The organism is Mesorhizobium sp. BR1-1-6, from assembly GCF_020165355.1.
Lineage (GTDB): Bacteria > Pseudomonadota > Alphaproteobacteria > Rhizobiales > Rhizobiaceae > Mesorhizobium.
Genome location: NZ_JAIUHZ010000001.1, coordinates 656,207 through 671,349 on the forward strand (window position 1 = coordinate 656,207; position 15,143 = coordinate 671,349).

15 protein-coding genes are annotated in these 15,143 nt (G+C 65.0%); 8 read left to right on the forward strand and 7 right to left on the reverse strand.

All coding sequences use genetic code 11. From position 1 onward, the window contains the following. Nucleotides 1-93: 93 nt before the first annotated feature. The 3 genes from LB545_RS03240 to LB545_RS03250 form a co-directional block, all read right to left on the reverse strand. The gene (locus LB545_RS03240) at nucleotides 94-714 is read right to left on the reverse strand and encodes a transglutaminase-like cysteine peptidase (RefSeq protein WP_140491861.1); all 621 of its coding nucleotides are present in this window, start codon (nucleotides 712-714) and stop codon (nucleotides 94-96) included. A 173-nt stretch (nucleotides 715-887) separates the two neighbouring features. Continuing rightward, nucleotides 888-2,165, reverse strand: coding sequence for a polyhydroxyalkanoate depolymerase (locus LB545_RS03245; RefSeq protein ID WP_140514109.1), 1,278 nt, complete (start codon nucleotides 2,163-2,165; stop codon nucleotides 888-890). Between the two features lie 232 nt (nucleotides 2,166-2,397). Continuing rightward, nucleotides 2,398-2,766, reverse strand: a complete 369-nt coding sequence (locus LB545_RS03250; RefSeq protein ID WP_140491856.1) for a septal ring lytic transglycosylase RlpA family protein — start codon at nucleotides 2,764-2,766, stop codon at nucleotides 2,398-2,400. A gap of 310 nt (nucleotides 2,767-3,076) precedes the next feature. On the opposite strand from LB545_RS03250, the gene LB545_RS03255 reads away from it, so the two are divergent. Next, nucleotides 3,077-3,262 (forward strand): hypothetical protein, encoded by a 186-nt coding sequence (locus LB545_RS03255; protein WP_224704417.1) that lies wholly within the window; start codon nucleotides 3,077-3,079, stop codon nucleotides 3,260-3,262. Between the two features lie 7 nt (nucleotides 3,263-3,269). Here LB545_RS03255 and LB545_RS03260 read toward each other — a convergent pair whose 3' ends face one another. The 4 genes from LB545_RS03260 to tauA form a co-directional block, all read right to left on the reverse strand. Beyond that, nucleotides 3,270-3,476: a hypothetical protein gene (locus LB545_RS03260; RefSeq protein WP_140491853.1), complete on the reverse strand. Its 207-nt coding sequence runs from the start codon at nucleotides 3,474-3,476 to the stop codon at nucleotides 3,270-3,272. Nucleotides 3,477-3,495: 19 nt separating this feature from the next. After that, a complete protein-coding gene (locus LB545_RS03265; RefSeq protein WP_140524466.1) occupies nucleotides 3,496-4,356 on the reverse strand; it encodes an ABC transporter permease subunit in 861 nt (286 codons plus the stop codon). Next, nucleotides 4,353-5,126, reverse strand: coding sequence for a taurine ABC transporter ATP-binding protein (locus LB545_RS03270; RefSeq protein WP_140524464.1), 774 nt, complete (start codon nucleotides 5,124-5,126; stop codon nucleotides 4,353-4,355). The genes LB545_RS03265 and LB545_RS03270 overlap by 4 nt, the downstream gene beginning before the upstream one ends. Before the next feature lie 152 nt (nucleotides 5,127-5,278). Next, complete coding sequence (gene tauA / locus LB545_RS03275) at nucleotides 5,279-6,295, reverse strand: taurine ABC transporter substrate-binding protein (RefSeq protein ID WP_140524462.1); 1,017 nt, start codon at nucleotides 6,293-6,295, stop codon at nucleotides 5,279-5,281. A gap of 611 nt (nucleotides 6,296-6,906) precedes the next feature. Between tauA and LB545_RS03280 the strand changes: the two genes are divergently transcribed. From LB545_RS03280 to LB545_RS03310, 7 genes are all read left to right on the forward strand, one after another. Continuing rightward, nucleotides 6,907-7,398, forward strand: a complete 492-nt coding sequence (locus tag LB545_RS03280; RefSeq protein WP_140491847.1) for an RrF2 family transcriptional regulator — start codon at nucleotides 6,907-6,909, stop codon at nucleotides 7,396-7,398. A gap of 25 nt (nucleotides 7,399-7,423) precedes the next feature. Beyond that, a complete protein-coding gene (locus LB545_RS03285) occupies nucleotides 7,424-8,764 on the forward strand; it encodes an FAD/NAD(P)-binding protein (RefSeq protein WP_224704418.1) in 1,341 nt (446 codons plus the stop codon). A gap of 204 nt (nucleotides 8,765-8,968) precedes the next feature. Next, on the forward strand, nucleotides 8,969-10,426 hold the full coding sequence (locus tag LB545_RS03290) for a pyridoxal-phosphate dependent enzyme (RefSeq protein WP_224704419.1): 1,458 nt from the start codon (nucleotides 8,969-8,971) through the stop codon (nucleotides 10,424-10,426). Then, nucleotides 10,423-11,592, forward strand: coding sequence for a trans-sulfuration enzyme family protein (locus tag LB545_RS03295; RefSeq protein WP_140554727.1), 1,170 nt, complete (start codon nucleotides 10,423-10,425; stop codon nucleotides 11,590-11,592). The genes LB545_RS03290 and LB545_RS03295 overlap by 4 nt, the downstream gene beginning before the upstream one ends. A gap of 283 nt (nucleotides 11,593-11,875) precedes the next feature. Beyond that, entirely contained in the window at nucleotides 11,876-12,841 is a 966-nt protein-coding gene (locus LB545_RS03300; RefSeq protein ID WP_140685333.1) for a GlxA family transcriptional regulator, read from the forward strand. Nucleotides 12,842-13,009: 168 nt separating this feature from the next. Beyond that, nucleotides 13,010-14,314 carry a M24 family metallopeptidase gene (locus LB545_RS03305; RefSeq protein ID WP_140491837.1) on the forward strand — a complete coding sequence of 435 codons (1,305 nt, stop codon included), beginning with the start codon at nucleotides 13,010-13,012 and terminating at the stop codon, nucleotides 14,312-14,314. Nucleotides 14,315-14,429: 115 nt separating this feature from the next. After that, nucleotides 14,430-15,110, forward strand: coding sequence for an isochorismatase family protein (locus LB545_RS03310; RefSeq protein WP_140491835.1), 681 nt, complete (start codon nucleotides 14,430-14,432; stop codon nucleotides 15,108-15,110). Nucleotides 15,111-15,143: the final 33 nt, after the last annotated feature.

Consider the following 15,143-nt stretch of genomic DNA (forward strand, 5'->3'; position numbering starts at 1 on the left):
TTCTCCCCGTCACTATACGGGGAGAAATGCCCGGCAGGGCAATGAGGGGCGGGGCCGACATCCGGCGGTTGGGCGCGCCGCCCGCCGCAGTCCCTACTCCACGGACCCCACCAGCACCTGCTGGCCGCCGCGGATCGAGACCCAGCGGCCGGTGTTGTCGATCGCCTGGCGCTTGAGGAAATGGTAGCCGGTGTCGTCCCAGGCCTTGACCTTGTCGGTCAGATTGTCGAGCACATAGTCGCCCCTGTCGGTGCGCACCGTCAGCACCGAGTGCCCTTCGCCGTCGGGTTTGCGCACCACGGTGATGAGAAGATCGGCAAGCGATATACCCATTCGGGACAGCAGGCGCCGTTTCTCCAGCACATAGTCCTCGCAGTCGCCGACGCCCTTGGCGGGATAGGCCCAGACCTCGTCCTTGCCATAGATGTCCATGTCGCTCATCGGCTTGACGGCGGCATTCACCCTGGCGGTGACCTTGGCCAGCTTGCGCCACAATCTGTCCGTCATCGCGGCTGGCGCAAGATTGCCGGGACGGATCGCGCATTCGCGGGCATTGAGCCTGCAGAAATCATAATGGCCGATCGGTTGCGACGCGACGCCGCCGGTCGTCATCGCTCCGGCCGCCAGGGCCGGTGCCACCCAGCCTCCCATCATTGTCGCCAGTCCGGCTACTGCGCACGCACGAAGCGCTCGCGCCATTGGTGAGGAATTCATTGTCCCCGCTCGCCCTTGTTATTAATGAAAGGTTAAGGGCGATCTACAGTCCGTGTCAATTACCACGATTGGGTGATTTGCGACATGGTTACCCGCGAGACGCATGGCAGCGGCACCCGTGCGACAGGCCTGCCCGGCCTGTCCGGCGCTATCGGGCCGGCAATGCAGGCTGCCTATCTTTTGGCGGTGCGGACCAGCTTCGGTTTCACGGCGACCCGGTTCTGGCGGCCATAGCTGGTGATGAAGTCGACGATGCGCGGCACGATCTCGGCGCGGAAGCGCGAACCGTTGAAGACGCCGTAGTGCCCGACCGCGGGCTGCATGTAATGCGCCTTCCTGTCGGCGGGAATGTTGACGCACAGATCATGCGCCGCCCGCGTCTGGCCAAGGCCCGAAATGTCGTCGTTCTCGCCCTCCACCGTGAACAGCGCGACATTGCGGATGGCCGAGGGATCGATCGGCGTGCCGCGATGCGTCATCTCGCCCTTGGGCAAGGCGTGCCGGACAAACACCGTGTCGACCGTCTGCAGGTAGAACTCCGCCGTCAGGTCCATCACCGCCAGATACTCGTCGTAGAAGTCGCGGTGCTTCTCGGCGCTGTCGCCGTCATGCTTCACAAGGTGCATGAAGAAGTCCTTGTGGGCGATGATGTGGCGGTCGAGGTTCATGCTCATGAAGCCCGAAAGCTGCAGGAAGCCTGGATAGACCTCGCGGCCGAAGCCCGGCACCGGCCAGGGCGCGCGCATCACGACATTGTCGCGGAACCAGTCTATGCCCTTCTCCTCGGCCAGAAGGTTGACCGCGGTCGGGTTGCGGCGCGTGTCGATCGGCCCGCCCATCAGGGTCATCGTCGCAGGAACGAAGGGGTCGCCGCGCGTTTCCATCAGCGCCACGGCCGCCAGCACCGGCACGGAAGGCTGGCAAACAGCCATCACATGCGTGTCGGGGCCCAGCACATGCAGCATGTCGACGACATAGTCGATATAGTCGTCGAGATCGAATTGGCCGTCGGCCGTCGGCACCATGCGGGCGTCGATCCAGTCGGTGATGTGCACGTCGGCATGGGGCAGCATGGCTTCGACCGTGCCGCGCAGCAGCGTCGCATAGTGGCCCGACATCGGCGCCACGATCAGAAGCTTCGGATCGCGCCGCCGCCCGGCGGGAACGGCGCGCTCGAAATGCACCAGGTTGCAGAACGGCCGCGACCAGACGGTCTTCTCGGTCACTGCCACGCTCTTCCAGTCGACCACCGTCTTGTCGAGGCCGAATTGCGGCTTGCCGTAGCGGCGCGTGGTGCGCTCGAACAACTCGGCGCCCGCCGCGATCGAGCGGCCCCAGGACGTGTGCGAGAACGGATTGAGCGGGTTGGAATAGAACAGCCGCACCGCATCGGCATAGAGACGGGCCGGCTGCAGGGCGGCGTGGTTCATTTCATAGAGCTGGTAGAACATCCGTTTACCCCGCTGCGGCCTGCGACCGAAGGGGCGGCGAGCAGTGCCTGACCCTAACTGTCTCGCGGGGAAGTTAACAACTAATTGCTGCGATGCAATACGTCACGTGGCGTGATCTATACGCATTCTTGGTCCAAAGCGTTGGAAATCAGCCTTGGACGGTACAAGCCGGCTCATTGTGCAGGTGCGAAGGCCCGCCAGGCGGCCCGGCCCTCGGGCCGGGCAGTGGTGGTCAGACGCGCGCCATGCAGACCGCGGTGTGGCCCGAACCGATGAAGCCGAGCTGGCCGGCGGCACCCTTCGACAGGTCGAGCACGCGTCCCCGGATGAACGGTCCGCGATCGTTGATGCGCACCACGACGCTGCGGCCATTGTTCTGGTTGGTGACCCGCAGCTTGGTGCCGAAAGGCAGCGTGCGGTGTGCGGCGGTCAAGGCCGAAGGGTTCATCCGTTCGCCCGACGCGGTCCTGGAGTGCAGGGCGTACCAGGAAGCGCGGCCGCATTGACCGGCGGCGGAGGCGGCTGGAGTGGCGGAGGCGCCGACCATCAGGCCAGCAGCGATCGTCACCGCGGCAAGCGCGGTCCGGTTGTTGTTATTCATATTTGGGGGAAGGCTCCGTTTTTGACAGGCCCCAGCCGTTACGGAGACAATAAGGCACGAAATGCGGCAATCATCTGGCGGTTCCATGGCGCCGGCACACGTTTGGAGTCGCCCGGTAACAGTCTGTCAGTGATTTCCCGACGGTCAGCGATCAACTCACGATGATGTTCCAGCGGATATCCATGTCTTGTTTGACAAGATCGAGCGGCAACATCCAAGTAGAAGATGCTGCTGCCGAACCGATTCCTTTGCCTCTTTCATCGCGACGGCGACGACGCGACCGATCAACTTCGGAAGGGAGAATCCGGCAATGAGACTGATCAAAAATCTGCTGACGTTGATTGTGCTGGCCGTCGGCGCGCTGTGGTCGCTGCAAGGCATCGGCGCGATCGGCGGCAGCTTCATGACCGGCCAGTCGCAATGGCTCACCATCGGCATCATCGTCATGCTGGTCGGTCTCGCCGGGCTCGTGTGGGCGAACCGTTCGCGCGGTTGAGCCGCTCTCACTGCGACCAGTACTGCCAGGCCCAGTAGAAGCTTTCGTCTCGCGGCGGCAGGCGGTCACGCCCGGCCGGGAGTCGGACGGGCGCCGGCGAGCGCGGACCGTCCTCCCTTGTCGCCTTGTCCTCCTCTATCGCCTTGCCATCGGATGTCAGGCCCAGCAGCCAGGTGCCAAAATGGGCGAACAGCATGGCGGTGGAATGGGTCATCGTCATCTCCGTTTCCCGATCATTCGCGTCCCGCCCACGGCACGAGCGCGCGCTCGATCCTGCGGATGGCGAATTCGAGCACGAAGGCGATGGCCGCGATCACCAAAATGCCCATGACCACCACGTCGGTGACCAGGAACTGCGCCGCCGACTGGATCATGAAGCCAAGCCCGCGCGTCGCCGCCACCAGTTCGGCGGCGACCAGCGTGGACCACCCGGCGCCGAGAGCGATGCGCAGTCCGGTCAGGATCGACGGCAGCGCGCTGGGCAGGATCACGTGGCGGACCACCTGGCGCCTCGTCGCGCCAAGCGAACGCGCGGCGTTGATGCGCTCCTGCGAGACGCCGCGGACGCCGGACGCGGTCGACAAGGCCACCGGCGCCAGCATGGCGATGGCTATCACCAGGACCTTGGACGGCTCGCCGATGCCGAACCAGATGATGACCAGCGGCAGATAGGCGAGCGGCGGGATCGGCCGCAGGAATTCCAGCAGCGGATCGAAAATGCCGCGGCCGACGGTGCTGATGCCGATGGCGAGGCCAACCGGCACGCCGACGAGGAGCGCCGCGATGAGCGCGGCGAACACCCGCCCCAGGCTGGCGGCGATATGCTGGACGAGCGTTGCGTCGACAAAGCCGTCGCGGGCGACGATGATGAATTTGTTCCACACCGCGACAGGCGAGGGCAGGAATACCGGCGACACCAGTTGCAGGCGGGCCGACAGCGTCCACAGCGCCAGCACCAGAAGAATGGTGGCCGCGCTGACCATGCGCGCCGAAACGCCCTTGCGCTTCGGGACCGGGCGCGACCATGGCACCGACAGGCCGTCGGCCTCTTCGGTCCTGGGGCCGGAGCGTTCGGTGTAGGAGGAAATGGTCATGCCGCCTCTCCCTCGAAGATCGCGTCGGTCAGTTCGCCGCGCGCCGCGGCGAAGCCAGGATCGGCCTTGATGGCGCGGATGGCCTCGCCCGCTGCGTAGCGCCTGGAGAAGCCCGGCTCCAAGGTCCGCACCACCCGGCCCGGCCCGGGCGCCAGCACCACGATGCGGGTGGCGAGCACCAGCGCCTCGTCGATGCCGTGCGTGACCATAAGCACGCCGACCTTGCTTGCCGTCCACAGGTCGAGCAGCGTCGTCTGCATGCGCTCGCGCGTCAGCGCATCGAGCGCGCCGAGCGGCTCGTCGAGCAGCAGGAATTGCGGCTCGGCAGCCAGCGCCCGGGCAAGGCCGACGCGCTGGCGCATGCCGCCGGACAGCTCCCAGATGCGCTTGTCGCCGGCATCGGTGAGCTTGACCAGGCCGAGCAATTCGTCGGCGCGGCGCGCCCGCTCGGATGGCCCGACACCGCGCAGCCTGAGCGCGAAGGCGACGTTCTCGCGCGCCGTCAGCCAAGGAAACAGCGCGTCGTTCTGGAACACCACCGCACGGTCCGAACCGGGTGCTGCGATCGGCCGGCCGTCGATCGCGGCCGTGCCGCGTGCCGGCGCGACAAAGCCGGCGGCTACATTGAGCAGCGAGGTCTTGCCGCAGCCGGAACGGCCGACAAGGACGACGAAGTCATCGCTGGCGACGTCGATCGATACCCGCTCGACGGCGGGTGCGGGCTGGCCGTCATAGTGGATCGAGATTCTGTCGAGCACGAGATGCGACATGAGCCCTCGCAGGAGTTCGTTGAAGTGCGCCTGCCCGAAGCCGCGCCTCGTCAGCGGCTCCGGGACAGACGACACGCGGCGTCAGGAAAGCCGCGCGCGTCTCATCGGGGCGCCACCTGCCCGTCGTGGCATGGGGCGCTCCAACGCTCGGGTCAGTTCGAGGCCAGCGCCTCGGTGACGTATTTCGATGTCACATATTTCGAATAGTCCGGCAGCACGGCGTCTACCTTGCCCTGCTCCTTGAGGAAGGCGGACGCGGCCGCGATCGCCTTGACCGTGCCGCCGCCGAGGAACTTGTCGGAGGCCTGTTCTTCGAGTGTCGGGAAGACGTAGCCCTTGAGCAGTTCAGGCACTTCCTCGACCTTGGCGCCGGTCAGCTTGGCGATCTCGGCCGCCTGCGGCGACGCTGCCGACCAGGCGTCGGGCTTAGCCAGGTACTCGGCATAGGCCGCACCCGTCACCTTGACGAAGTCGCGCACCGCTTCCGGGTTCTTTTCGGCAAAGTCGGTGCGCACGATCCAGGCGTCGAAGGTCGGCGCGCCCCAGGCGGCGACCTGGGAGGAATCCAGCACCACCTTGCCTGATGTCTTGACCTGGCCGAGCGCCGGATCCCAGACATAGGCCGCATCGATATCGCCGCGCGAAAAGGCAGCGGCGATTTCCGGCGGCCTGAGATTGAGGATCTCGACCGATTTCGGGTCGACATTCTCATGTTTCAGCGCGGCAAGCAGGCTGTAATGCGTCGTCGAGACGAAGGGCACGGCCACCTTCTTGCCGGCGAGGTCGGCGACCTTCTCTATGCCGGCGCCGTTGCGTGCGACCAAGGCCTCGGATGGCCCGATCAGGCCGACGACGAAGATGGTCTGGACCGGCAATTCGCGGCTCGCCGCCGCCGCCAGCGGGCTCGAACCGACATAGCCGATGTCTACCGAGCCGGATGCGACCGCGGCGATGACATCGGCGCCGGAATCGAATTTGCGCCAGTCGATGGCGGCGTTGGTAGCCTTTTCATAGGCACCATCGGCCTGCGGCACCTTGGAGGGTTCGACCACCGTCTGGTAGCCGATGGTGATCTTGAGGTCGTCGGCAAAAGCCGGGCCGAGGAAGGCGGCGCCGGCAAGTGCGGCCGTAGACAGGAGAAGGATGCGTCGCGAAATGGTGGTGGACATCAAGGGCTCCATGAAACAGGGGAAAACCGGATTGCTTCATGATAGTCCGCTAATTCTACGGTTCTTGTAGAGTTAAATTCTTCTAGCGGGGCTGGATTTGTTGGAAAAAGCTGCCGGTGCCGAGGTCCCCAGGCGGATTTGGCGGCTATGGCGCTTCAAGAGTGGCGAGATCATCACGTTCGGGAAGCTCCAGCCACCGCTACGGCCTCCGATCGCGAACGAGAATTCACGTTGCAGCCGCTTGAAAGGCAAATCCATGCTTCAGATGGATTGGAATTTAAAAACGTGTTCCGCCTGTTCGCGTTTAAGTATAGTAAACTTATCAACATAGAGACTTGGAGGCGACGATGAGAGGTCATACCCATCCGTATCGCGGCGATCGCCGGTGGCACCGGTCTCGGGCCGTCGCGCCACGGTTTGTGTCCCCGGCATCACAAGTCAGGTCCAAAATCGCCGCAATGGCTTGAAAATCAAGCAAGATCAATCGCGATTGGCTTGTATATCATGCCGGTAGAATTTATGTCATGGATGCTTGAGCGCGGCGGGAGGCACGCCAGGCGTTTCGCAACGGATGGCCTCGAGCCATCGCATGACAGAGAAACGTTCGGATCATGCTCACCAAGAAAGGCAAGTACGGCCTCAAGGCGCTCGTCCATCTGGCGCGGATGCCGGCCGGGCAGCTTGCCTTCGTCAACGACATCGCGACCGGCAACAACATCCCGAAGAAGTTTCTCGACGCCATCCTGGGCGAACTGCGCAATGCCGGTTTCGTGCAGAGCCGCAAAGGCAAGGATGGCGGCTATCGCCTGGCGCGGCCACCGGAGGAAATCAGGGTCGGCCATGTCGTGCGTGTGCTCGACGGCCCGCTGGCGCCGATCCCTTGCGCCAGCCGTACCCAATACCAGCGCTGCGAAGACTGTAACGAGGCGACATGCCAGGTTCGACATCTGATGCTGGAAGTCCGGCAAGCGATCGCCGAGGTGCTCGACCAGCGCAGCCTCGCCGAGATGCGCGACATCGGCCTCGACGACCTTGGGGTCGCAAGGGGCCTCGACGACCTCTCGGTCGCGAGCGACGATCTGCCGGTTGCGGTGAAGGCCTGACGCCGGCGCGTCGCACGGGGCTGGCATGAGCGGCCGCGGCAACTCGATCATCATCGTCGGCGGCGGCGCCAGCGGGGTCGTGCTCGCCGCGCATCTGCTGAGACAGCCCAATCCCGACCTTCGCGTCACGCTGGTCGAGAAGCGCCCGCATTTCGGCCAGGGCATCGCCTATTCCACATTGCTCTCCGCGCATGTGCTGAACGTCAGCGCCGCCGGTATGAGCGCCTATGCCGACGATCCCGGCAATTTCTGGCGCTGGCTGCTGGAACGCGACCTGGCAACGCCCGAGCAGGCGCCGGTCTACGCGCCGCGCAGCATCTATGCCCGCTATCTCGGCGAATTGCTGGACGATCTCGAGGCGCGCGAGAGGGAGACCGGACGCCTCCGGCTGATCCATGAGGAAAGCCTGTCGATCTCGCCCACGGCCTCGGGGGTGGAAGTGGCGCTCGCCAACGGCACCAGCGTCGTCGCCCATCTGGCGGTGCTCGCCACCGGCCATGACGAGGTGCCGGCCATGGGGCAAGGCCATGCGGTTCGGATGGGGTCTGAGGCCGACACCGCGCTCGATCCCGACCGGAGCGTCATGGTGCTGGGAACGGGCCTCAGCATGGTCGACGCGTTCCTCGCCCTCGAACAGCGCGGCCACCGCGCCGAGATCGTCGCGGTGTCGCGGCGCGGCCTGCTGCCCTCGCCGCACCGCAAGGGCAATCCGATCAAGCTCGACGTCGCCGATATCCCGCTCGGCACCCAGCTTTCCTATTTCGTCGGCTGGTTCCGCGATTTGATCCGGGAAAACCAGAAGGCCGGCATCGACTGGCGCGACGTCGTCGACGGCCTTCGCCCGTTCAACCAGAAGATCTGGCAGAACTGGCCGGCCTCCGCCAAGCGTCGTTTCGTCGAGCACACCAAGGCGTGGTGGGACATCCACCGCCACCGCATGGCGCCCGAGGTCCATGCCCGCGTCACGCAAGCCGTGCAGTCCGGCCGCATCCGCCTCGTCGCCGGCCGTGTCGTCGACATCGCGGCGGGCGGCGAGTTCACGGTCCAGGTCCAGTCGCGCCACACCAAGCGGCTGGAGAGGTTCGAGGTCGCCCGCATCTATGATTGCTCCGGTATCGTCAGGGACATCTCGGCCTCGTCGAACAGCGTGGTGCGCTCGCTGGTCGACCGCGGGCTGGCGCGGCCGGATCCGCTGCGCATCGGCCTCGACGTGACGACCAATTGCGAGATCATCGCCGGCGACGGCACGGTGTCCAGGAAAATCCTCGCCGTCGGCCCGCTGACCAGAGGCACCTTCTTCGAGATCGACGCCATTCCGGATATTCGCGTCCAGTGTGCGAGGCTGAGCAAGCAGCTGCTGGGGTAAAGTGTTGACGTCGGCGCTCTACGGCAGGCCAGAGGGGGGACGTGCCGCACAGTCCTGCAGCCGTTGCGCGTCGCAACCCGGAATTTCATTCTCCATCTAGCCGGTCGATTGGCACGATTTATCTTCTTTCCCACTGCAAAGGGCTGGAAAAGAGGATACGCTGCCGCCCTGCACGAGGCGGCCGCTTGATCATGGAGCATCGATATGAGCAGGCACAAGATCGCGCCCTCGGATAGCGCCCCTTTGGAAAGCGCCGCTTCGGAAAACGCAACGTCGCGCCTGCGGCCGCCTTACGGATCGGTGCTCGACCTGATCGGCCAGACCCCCGTGGTCGAGCTGACCCAATTCGACACCGGCAAGTGCCGGCTGTTCATCAAGCTCGAAAGCCAGAATCCCGGCGGCTCGATCAAGGACCGTATCGCGCTGTCGATGATCGCGGCGGCCGAGAAGGAGGGCAGGCTGAAGCAAGGCGGCACGATCGTCGAGGCGACGGCCGGCAATACCGGCCTAGGCCTCGCGCAGGTAGGCATCCCCAAGGGATACCGCATCATCCTGGTCGTGCCCGACAAGATGTCGCGCGAGAAGATCCAGCACCTGCGCGCGCTCGGCGCGGAAGTGCGCATGACGCGCTCCGACGTCGGCAAGGGCCACCCCGAATATTATCAGGACATGGCCGAAAAGATCGCGGCCGAGCTGCCCGGCGCCTTCTACGCCAACCAGTTCGCCAATCCGGCCAACCCTGAGGCGCACGAAACCACCACCGGTCCGGAAATCTTTTCGCAGCTCGACGGCGATGTCGACGCGGTGGTGGTCGGCGTCGGCTCCGGCGGCACGCTGACCGGCCTTGGCCGGTTCTTCGCCAAGGCATCGCCGAAGACGGAAATGGTGCTGGCCGATCCGGTCGGCTCGGTGCTGGCGCCGCTGATCAAGACCGGCAAGATGGTGGAGGCCGGCAGCTGGACTGTGGAAGGCATCGGCGAGGACTTCGTGCCGCCCAATGCCGAGCTGTCGCTGGTCAAGAAGGCCTATTCCATATCGGACAAGCAGAGCATGCTGGCGGTGCGCGATCTCCTGTCCCGGGAAGGCATCCTGGCCGGCTCGTCTTCGGGCACGCTGCTGTCGGCCGCCTTGCGCTATTGCCGCGAGCAGACGTCGCCCAAGCGCGTCGTCACCTTCGTTTGCGACAGCGGCAACAAATATCTGTCGAAAGTCTTCGACGATTTCTGGCTGGCCGAGCAGGGGCTGGCCGAGCACGAGCAGCATGGCGACCTGCGCGACCTGGTGATGCGCACGCACCGCACCGGCGACACCGTCTATGTCGGTCCGGACGAGAGCCTGCTCAACGCCTATGGCCGCATGCGCCGCTCCGATGTCTCGCAGCTGCCGGTGCTCGACGACGGCAAGCTGGTCGGCATCGTCGACGAAAGCGACATTCTGGCCAAGGTCGACGGCCCCTATGAGGGCCGCTGGGAGCGCTTCAACGCGCCGGTACGCACGGCGATGACCTCCAATCTGCATACTTTGCAGGCCAGCCAGACGCTGGACGCGCTGCTGCCGGTATTCGACCGCAACGAGGTCGCCATCATCTTCGACGGCGACGAGTTCGTCGGCCTGATAACCCGCATCGACCTGATCAACCATTTGAGGCGCCGTGCACGATGACCGCATCCGGAAAGAACCGCCTGGCCTTCTCCACCCGCACCATCCATGGCGGCCAGAGCCACGATCCCCTGACCGGAGCGGTGATGGTGCCGATTTACGCCACCTCGACCTATGGCCAGCAGTCGCCCGGCGTGCACAAGGGCTTTGAATATGCCCGGAGCCAGAATCCGACGCGCTTTGCCTTCGAGCGCGCGGTGGCCGATCTCGAAAGCGGCTCGGCTGCCTTCGCCTTCGCCTCCGGGCTGGCGGCGATCGCCACCGTGCTGGAACTGCTCGATTCCGGCGCCCACATCGTCGCCACCGACGACATCTATGGCGGCTCCTTCCGCCTGATGGAGCGTGTGCGCAAGCGCTCCGCCGATCTCAAGGTGAGCTTCGTCGACTGCACCGACCTTGCGGTTATAGAGGCGGCAATCCGCCCGGAGACGAAAATGCTCTGGGTCGAGACGCCGACCAACCCGCTGCTGCGCATCGTCGATCTCGAAGGCGTCGCAGCCCTTGCAAGGCGCAAGGGCATCCTCTCGGTCGCCGACAACACATTCTGCAGCCCCTATTTGCAGCGGCCGCTGGAGCTCGGCATCGACGTCGTGGTGCATTCGACGACGAAGTACCTCAACGGCCATTCCGACATGGTCGGCGGCGTGGCTGTTGTCGGCGACAACAAGGATCTGGCCGATCGCCTGAAATTCCTGCAGAACGCCATCGGCGCCATTTCGGGCCCGTTCGACAGTTTTCTCGCCCTGCGCGGCCTCAAGACATTGGCGCTGAGGATGGAGCGGCACTCGTCGAACGGCCTCAAGATCGCGCAGTGGCTGGAAGCCCGCAAGGATGTGCGCCGGGTCATCTATCCCGGCCTCGCCAGCCATCCGCAGCATGCCGTTGCCGTCCAGCAGATGCATGCGTTCGGCGGCATGATATCAGCCGTGCTCGACCGCGACCTCGCCGGCACGAAACGCTTCCTCGAACGCACGCAATTGTTCACGCTGGCCGAAAGCCTCGGTGGCGTGGAGAGCCTGATCGAGCATCCGGCGCTGATGACGCATGGATCGATCCCGGCGGAGAAGCGCGAAGAGATCGGCATATCGGATTCGCTGGTGCGGCTGTCGGCGGGCATCGAGGATGGCGACGATCTGATCGCGGACCTGGAGCAGGCGCTGGGGGGCTGAGCGGCGGCGCTCCCGCTGAGACGAGCCAGTCTCCAAGCCAGCGCTGCCCCTTACCTGCCTGCCGGCATCCTCCCGTATAGTGACGGGGAGAGGGGCGCTGTGTCTCGATTTGCGCCAATTATCAACGGCGGCAAGAGGGAGCCGGGGTTGCGGTATCTCCCTTCTCCCCGTCACTATACGGAGAGAAGGTGCCGGCAGGCGGATGAGGGGCAGCGCCAACTTCGCAGAAAGCCAGCCACAACCCCGTTGACCCCAAATCCCATCTGCCCGAGATGTAGCGCCTATGGCCACGCGCGACACATCTCCAGACGCTCCCCTCACTTTCGCGGTGCTGGTCTTCCCCGGCTTTCCGATGATGGCGTTCAGCTCGGTCATCGAGCCGCTGCGCGCGACCAATGTGCTGGCGAAGCGGGAATGCTATCGCTGGATCATCGTCGGCGCTACCCAGGGCGTGGTCGAGGCCTCGAACGGCGTCGTCATCCAGCCGCGCTTCTATGCCGGGGATGCGCCGAAGGTCGACCGCATCGTCGTCTGCTCAGGCGGCGATGCCGATCATCTCGTTGCCGAGGATGCGGCAAGCTGGATCCGCCGCAGCTTGCGCAGTGGCGCCCATATCGGCGCGGTGGCGGACGCCGCCTTCTTCCTCGCCCGCGCCGGCCTGCTCGACGGCCATGCCTGCACCTTGCACTGGACCAGCCAGGCGGCCTTCACCGAGGCCTTTCCCAATGTCGAGCTGAGGCGCGACCTCTATGTCATCGACCGCAAGCGTTTCACCTCGGCCGGCGGCGTCGGCAGCCTCGACATGATGCTGGAGATCATTACCCGCGACTACGGCGCCGAGCTTGCGGCCGGCGTCGCCGAATGGTTCGTGCACAGCCAGCTGCGCTCCAGCGTCGACCGCAAGCTGATGCCGCTGCGCCTGCGTACCGGCGTCCGGAACGAGCTGGTGCTGTCGGCCATCGCCATCATGGAGGACGCGGTCGAGGAGCGGCTCGGCATGGCGGAGCTCACTGCGCGGCTCGGCGTGTCGTCCGACAAGCTCGAACGCTCCTTCCGCTCCGAACTCGCCATCTCGCCCAATGGCTACTATCGGCGGCTCAGGCTGAAACGCGCCGCCGATCTCCTGGCGCACTCGACGCTCGCCGTGCGCGACGTGGCGCTCGCCTGCGGCTTTGCCTCGATGTCTAGCTTCGCGCGTGCCTTTCGCGAGGAGCACGGCCATCCGCCGAAGCTGGCGCGACGGCATTAGAGGTCCTGCTGGCACTGAGAGACGTTGGCGGGACAGCGGGGGGCGACTGGCACCTGCATCTCTCATTACCCCAGCGGCATCCCGCACAACCCACGCGGTTTTCCGCACAATTCCCCTGCCCCTCCTGCGCCATGGTCTGATCTTGCAAACCACCCAAGGTCAGCCCCCATGAGCATCGTCGTATTCGACCCCGACAGCACTGAAGACGTCGACTTCAAGGACCGCATGCGCCACCCCGCGGCGGCCGATTCGGCGGGCGGCATGTGGCTGTCCGACACCGAGCCGTCCTTCATCGATGCCGACGCCCTTCGAAAAGGCCGGCTGGCCAAGCTGCGCGGCTGGATGCGCGAGGCCGGCTATGGCGGCGTGGTGCTGTTCGACCCGTACAACCAGCGCTACGCCACCGGCTCGCGCAACATGTTCGGCTATTTTCTGCGCAACTCGACCCGTTATTTCTTCATTCCGACCGAAGGGCCGATCGTGCTGTTCGAATATCCGCAGAGCTACCATGTCTCGATAGTGCTCGACACGATCGACGAGGCGCGTCCTTCCAAGCTCGTCTGGTCGTCGGTCTCGGGCCGCGACGACGAGACCGCCGGTCCCTTCGCCGACGAGATCACCGACCTCCTGAAGCAGCATGGCAGCGGCTCGATGAAGCTCGGGCTCGACCGCTGCAGCCACTTGCAGGCGCTGGCGCTGGAGAAGCGCGGCTGCGAGGTCCGGGATTGCCAGGGCGAGATCCTGGCGGTGCGCGCGGTCAAGACGCCGGAGGAAGTGAAATGCCTGCAGGTGTCGATGGCCGGCGCGGAAGCCGCCGTCTATGCGGTGCGCGAGGCGATCAAGCCCGGCGTTTCCGAGAACGAGCTGTTCGCCATCATGTATGGCGAGGTCATCCGCCAGGGCGGCGAGTTCATCGAGACGCGGCTCTTGACGTCGGGCCAGCGCACCAATCCCTGGTTCAACGAGGCGAGCGGGCGAAAAATCCGGCCGGGCGAATTGTTGGCGCTCGATACCGACACGATCGGCTGCTATGGCTATTATTCGGATTTCTCGCGCACCTTCCGCTGCGGGCCCGGCAAGCCGACCCCCTATCAGAAATCGCTCTACCGCATGGCGCACGACCAGGTTCAGCACAATATCTCGATCGTGAAGCCGGGCATGGCTTTCCGCGAGATCGCCGAAAAGGCGTGGAAGATCCCCGACCGCTTCGTCGACCAGCGCTACACCTCGGTCATGCACGGCGTCGGCATGCATGGCGAGACGCCCTTCATCGCGCACGCCATGGACTACGAGACCTATGGCCGCGACGGCCATATCGTGCCAGGCATGGTGGTGAGCGTGGAAAGCTATATTGGCGAGAAGGGCGGCCGCGAGGGCGTCAAGCTGGAGGATGAAATCCTGATCACCGAGACCGGCACCGAGCTCCTGTCGCGCTTCCCCTATGAGGATGAGTTTCTGGAGAAGCAGGTTTGACATCCACTGCCCGCCTCGGCGACGCATCGCAGCTGAAGAACGAGCGCCTCATTCCTTGGCGCCCCCCTCTGTCCCTCCAGCGTTTGGAAGTATCTTGGGGGCCAGGCGCATCCGCATGAAAAGCCCTATCTCCGTCAAGCGCGGCACCGTGGCCGCTGTCTTCATCGACCTGCAGGAAGAGCACCGGCAGGACCCGCGCTACCTGGTCGAGGGTTTTGACAAGATTCTCGCCAACGTCCAGCGGCTGCAGGCGGCGGCGCGGCAGAACAATGTGCCGCTCTATCACTGGGCCTACATTGTCGATCTCGACAAGCAGGAGCGGCCCTTTCACCCTGTTGGAACCGACGGCAAGTCGGCCTTCTCCGACAAGAGCGATCCGCTGACCGAGATCTGCCGTGAGGTGGCGCCTGCTGATGGCGAGGCGCTGCTGATCAAGGCCGAGGCCAGCGCCTTCCGCGCGGGACCGGCCGCCGATCGGCTCAAGGCTTCCGGCGTCGAATGGCTGGTCATATCTGGCGTGTGGACCGAGGCCTGCATCGATGCCACCGTGAAGGACGCCGTGGCGCGCGGCTTTCGCGTGCTGCTGGTCAAGGACGCCTGCGGCAGCGGCAGTGCCGCCATGCACCAGACCGCAATCCTCAACCTCGCCAACCGGCTCTATGGCGGCGCCGTCACCGACACCGACGGCGCCTGCCTGCTGCTGGCTGGCGAGAGCGTCGCCGTCTGGCAGGTCGAGGGCTCGGTGCCGCTGCGCTTCAGCTTTGAAAACGCGGCCAGGCTTTACAGCGAGCTTTGAGGCAATGCCTTCCGAAACCGTGGGCAGCACTGA

Bases quoted from the DNA above. Each gene is read 5' to 3' on its own strand.
- LB545_RS03305 (WP_140491837.1), top strand. From the start codon at position 13,010: ATGAGCATCGTCGTATTCGACCCCGACAGCACTGAAGACGTCGACTTC.
- LB545_RS03270 (WP_140524464.1), bottom strand. From the start codon at position 5,126: ATGTCGCATCTCGTGCTCGACAGAATCTCGATCCACTATGACGGCCAG.
- LB545_RS03255 (WP_224704417.1), top strand. From the start codon at position 3,077: ATGAGACTGATCAAAAATCTGCTGACGTTGATTGTGCTGGCCGTCGGC.
- LB545_RS03240 (WP_140491861.1), bottom strand. From the start codon at position 714: ATGAATTCCTCACCAATGGCGCGAGCGCTTCGTGCGTGCGCAGTAGCC.
- LB545_RS03265 (WP_140524466.1), bottom strand. From the start codon at position 4,356: ATGACCATTTCCTCCTACACCGAACGCTCCGGCCCCAGGACCGAAGAG.
- LB545_RS03300 (WP_140685333.1), top strand. From the start codon at position 11,876: ATGGCCACGCGCGACACATCTCCAGACGCTCCCCTCACTTTCGCGGTG.
- tauA (WP_140524462.1), bottom strand. From the start codon at position 6,295: ATGTCCACCACCATTTCGCGACGCATCCTTCTCCTGTCTACGGCCGCA.
- LB545_RS03250 (WP_140491856.1), bottom strand. From the start codon at position 2,766: ATGAATAACAACAACCGGACCGCGCTTGCCGCGGTGACGATCGCTGCT.
- LB545_RS03290 (WP_224704419.1), top strand. From the start codon at position 8,969: ATGAGCAGGCACAAGATCGCGCCCTCGGATAGCGCCCCTTTGGAAAGC.
- LB545_RS03245 (WP_140514109.1), bottom strand. From the start codon at position 2,165: ATGTTCTACCAGCTCTATGAAATGAACCACGCCGCCCTGCAGCCGGCC.
- LB545_RS03285 (WP_224704418.1), top strand. From the start codon at position 7,424: ATGAGCGGCCGCGGCAACTCGATCATCATCGTCGGCGGCGGCGCCAGC.
- LB545_RS03295 (WP_140554727.1), top strand. From the start codon at position 10,423: ATGACCGCATCCGGAAAGAACCGCCTGGCCTTCTCCACCCGCACCATC.
- LB545_RS03260 (WP_140491853.1), bottom strand. From the start codon at position 3,476: ATGACCCATTCCACCGCCATGCTGTTCGCCCATTTTGGCACCTGGCTG.
- LB545_RS03280 (WP_140491847.1), top strand. From the start codon at position 6,907: ATGCTCACCAAGAAAGGCAAGTACGGCCTCAAGGCGCTCGTCCATCTG.
- LB545_RS03310 (WP_140491835.1), top strand. From the start codon at position 14,430: ATGAAAAGCCCTATCTCCGTCAAGCGCGGCACCGTGGCCGCTGTCTTC.